The sequence below is a fragment of the Bacteroides sp. genome, assembly GCF_052357945.1.
In the GTDB taxonomy this organism is placed as follows: domain Bacteria; phylum Bacteroidota; class Bacteroidia; order Bacteroidales; family Bacteroidaceae; genus Bacteroides.
Map to the genome: position 1 here is coordinate 1 of NZ_DAWCXD010000234.1, position 4378 is coordinate 4378.

Annotated in this window: 3 protein-coding genes; all 3 read left to right on the plus strand. The window is 37.4% G+C overall.

Annotation, left to right across the window (positions count from 1 at the left end):
• The first annotated feature begins 80 nt into the window (after positions 1–80).
• A complete protein-coding gene (locus ACT8YW_RS21950) occupies positions 81–887 on the plus strand; it encodes a DUF3823 domain-containing protein (RefSeq protein ID WP_444107141.1) in 807 nt (268 codons plus the stop codon).
• A gap of 107 nt (positions 888–994) precedes the next feature.
• The gene (locus tag ACT8YW_RS21955; protein WP_444107142.1) at positions 995–2191 is read left to right on the plus strand and encodes a glycoside hydrolase family 76 protein; all 1197 of its coding nucleotides are present in this window, start codon (positions 995–997) and stop codon (positions 2189–2191) included.
• A 198-nt stretch (positions 2192–2389) separates the two neighbouring features.
• Positions 2390–4039: a glycoside hydrolase family 32 protein gene (locus ACT8YW_RS21960; RefSeq protein ID WP_444107143.1), complete on the plus strand. Its 1650-nt coding sequence runs from the start codon at positions 2390–2392 to the stop codon at positions 4037–4039.
• Positions 4040–4378: the final 339 nt, after the last annotated feature.

Sequence of the window (4378 nt, forward strand, 5' to 3'; positions counted from 1 at the left end):
ACTAAGAGTCCGGTAATCGATCAGCAGCCTAATCGATAAAAGATAAGTGATATAAAAAAAATAATTAAGAAACATAGAATATGAAAAAGATAACATTTTGTACTTTATTATGTGCACTGTTCACTTTCGGTTCCTGTGATATGTTCAGCGTTGACAATTACGACGAACCGGCGGAAACATTGCAAGGTGAAGTGATAGATATAGCTACAGGAGAAAGAATACTGACCGACCAAGGTAGTGAAGGTATTCGCATACGCTTGACCGAACTTAGTTGGGGCGATAACGTCCAGCATAACCCTGACTTTTATTGTATGCCTGACGGTACATTCCAGAATACAAAATTATTCAAAGGCACTTACAATATTCGTATTGACGGTCCATTCATCCCCTTATTGCGGGAAGACGGCTATGGAGTACCTTTAGCCGACGAAACTATAGAGAAAGAAATATCAGGCGTAACAAAAGTCCGTTTTGAAGTAGAACCTTTCTTAAAAGTAGTTCTCGTAGGTGAGCCAACAATCAGCAATGGTAAAATTACAGCAAAAGTAAAAGTGACGAGAGGTGTCAGCAAAGAAATTTTCAAAGAAAAGATAGAACCTCTAGGGAAATACAATGACAGCTTCGTGAATATGACTGATATACAACTATTTGTAAGTTATTCTTCAACTGTGGGGTATAGAGCAAGAGACGATCGTTGGTCTAACAAAATAGAATATACGGGAACAGACTTTGAACCTCTTTTTGGAACAGAAGTTACCATTAAATCCAATGGTACAATACCTTCAGGACGGACAGTATTTATACGAGCTGCCGCCCGTATAAACTACGAAACAGAAAGTGTCCGCCGCTGGAATTACAGTGAACCAATGGAAGTATTGATTCCGTAATTACTGACGTATAATTTAGATTAAAACAATCCTATTTTGAAAAGAGGTTATCCTCTTATTCTTACGAGGATAACCTCTTTCATAAGTTTTATATATAAAAATTAGTTATGAATAAAAATAAAATAGTAATCGTTTTCAGCTGGATGCTGATGGCTATGTTATTCGGGTGTTCCGATTCAGATGCCAATGACAACAACAATTCCGGTGATCAAGGATTCACATACAATGATGTAATTACAGCTTACGATTCATTCAATGAAAACTTGTTCCAAGATTCCCGCAAAGTCTATCGCAGAGATGCAGGAGGCGGAACATCAGACATTGCCGTAGGTTGGACACAAGCCACGATGTTTGATATGATAATGAATGCCTATAAACTCACAGGCGATAAAAAATATCTGGATCTGATGGAACAACATTTCGAAGGATGCTCTAGCGAGTTTACATTCGATTGGTATGATTACGCCCACTGGGACTTATATGACGATATGATGTGGTGGGTAGGCTCATTGGCACGTGCATACTTATTGACCAAAGATAACAAATACCTGAAAATATCAGAGGACGGTTTCTACAGAGTATGGAATGGTAAACCGGTAGCTGATGGAGGAGATCCTCGGGATATAGGTTCGTTTGATCCGAATAGCGGGGGGATGTACTGGGACTGGAAATATAATCGTAATGGAAAAATGGCGTGTATCAATTATCCGACCATCATAGCTGCAATGGAGCTATACAAAGCTACCAATAATTCCGAGTATCTGACAAAAGCAAAAACCGTCTATAAATGGGCTTCGGAGAATTTATTCAATCCTGTAACAGGCGCAGTGGCAGACTCTAAACATGATGGAAACACTGATGCCGATTGGACTATGCTTATTTATAACCAAGCTACATGTATGGGGTCTGCCTCCATGCTTTATCTTGAGACAAAAGATCAGACTTATCTGAACCATGCAAAAGCAGCTATGGATTATATTATAGCAAAAAAATCGACGGCAAACAAAGTATTAAGACCAGAAGGCGATCCGACACAAGATAATGTAACAGACGAAAAAGGTATTTATAACGCCATTTTGGCTCAATACATACCCATTTTGATTAATGATTGCGGACAAACCCAATACATTGAATATATAGAACGCAGTATCAATCTCGGCTGGAAAAACCGTGATAAGGAACGTAATCTGACGAATAAATTCCTGGAGAGAACTCCATTATCAACAATGCGCCTGTCTTCTTATACGGCTTCCGGTATTCCTGCACTAATGCTAACTTTCCCAAATGTAAAAGACCGACAATAAAAAGAATTATACCCCATATGAGGGAATCAATAGGTAAATTATGATAAAATCATTTGTGCCACTGTCTGTTTCGGAGTCTGGCACAAATGATTTACTGTATAAAAATGGAAATAGTTATTAGGAGAAATGAAAACAAATATATATATTTACCACTTGATTCATTAATTCAACATAGATTATGATATAAAATGATACCGTATGAAATTATTAGTTCAAAAAGCTATCCTAGCCAATATTCTTTTTCTGGTAGTCTGTTCACTTTCGGCAGGAGAAATCAAAATAAAAATCGATAAGAGATATTTAAATATCCCTGTTTCTCATAAAGAGGACCGACATAAAATGACCTTTGAGGTAAAAGGCCAACCTGCCCTATCGGTTGTTATACGCCTTGCTCCCGATGAAGCTGATTATTGGGTATTTAAAGATGTTTCCAATCTGAAAGGGAAAACATTGACAATCAGCTATGAAGGAAATGAAAAAGGATTAAGCAACATCTATCAGGATGACAATATTAAAGGAGAGGACAACTTATATAAAGAGAACAACCGTCCTCAATTTCACTTTACAACCAAAAGAGGCTGGATCAATGATCCTAACGGACTTGTATATTATGATGGAGAATATCATCTTTTTTATCAGCATAATCCTTTCGAGCGAGAATGGGAAAATATGCATTGGGGACATGCTGTAAGCAAAGATTTGGTACATTGGGAAGAATTGACAGATGCCTTATATCCCGATCATTTGGGTGGAATGTTCTCCGGTTCGGCAGTCATAGATTATGGTAATACTGCCGGTTACAATAAAGGAGACACTCCGGCTATGATTGTTGCATATACAGCCGCCGGACCTGACAAACAAGTACAATGTATTGCATATAGCCTCGACAAAGGACGCACATTTACAAAATATACAAATAATCCTGTGATAGACTCCAAACATATCTGGAACAGTCACGACACGCGGGATCCTAAAATATTCTGGTATACCTCCGGAAATCATTGGGTAATGGTATTGAATGAACGCGATGGACACTCCATATACACTTCGCCCGACCTGAAAAGCTGGAAATACGAAAGCCATGTTACAGGTTTCTGGGAATGTCCCGAACTTTTTGAGTTGGCAGTAGATGGAAATCCCAATAATAAAAAATGGGTAATGTATGGAGCTACAGGTACATATATGTTAGGTTCATTTGACGGCAAAACATTTATCCCGGAATCAGGAAAGTATTTTTATACCAAAGGAAGTCTGTATGCAGGACAAACATATACTAATATACCCGACAGTGACGGGCGTCGCATACAAATTGCCTGGGGACGTATTTCACACCCAGGTATGCCTTTTAATGGAATGATGTTATTGCCCACAGAATTAACTCTTCACACAACAAAAGAAGGAATTAGGCTATTCAGTAATCCGATTAAAGAAACCAAGCAATTATTTACTCCTTTGAAAAAATGGGCATCTTTGACATCTGATAAAGCAAACGATCATCTTAAAGAATTTCGCAATGCCGAAACTTTGAGAATCAAAACGACTTTCAAACTATCTCATGCTACAAGTGCCGGCATTGACCTTTTTGGTCAGCGAATCTTAGATTACGATATGAATGCAAATACAATCAACAGTGTGTTTTATTCTCCCGAAGATAGAAACAGTATGGAACTTACAGCCGATATTTACATAGACAAAACTTCCATCGAAGTATTCATAGACGGAGGGATATATTCCTATTCAATGGGAAGAAAAGCAGCAAACAACAATCAGGATGGAATCCGCTTTTGGGGAAATAATATTGCCGTAAAGAATCTGGAGATTTTTTCTGTGAAATCCATTTGGAATTAAAATGAGGTTATTCAATAAGTCTTCTAAAATGAACTTCCTCTTGCCACAGTTGCTTGTTGCAAGAGAAAGTTTGCTATCCATATAAATGCACCGGCTCATCTATTAATAATGCGAATCAGCAGTTGATAAACATCTACCTTTTCGCTTGTTAAAATGTTATTATTCAGTTAATTATCTCATTAATTATTTTTCTAATATCCTTGAAAATCTGTATATTATAAGAATAAAACCACTCATTGTTCTAATTATGATTCCCAAGGAGAAAAAATTAAAACTTATAAAACTATATATGTATATCTGCGATGTTTACGAGTCTTCACTCAAGTTCTACTGCCAGAG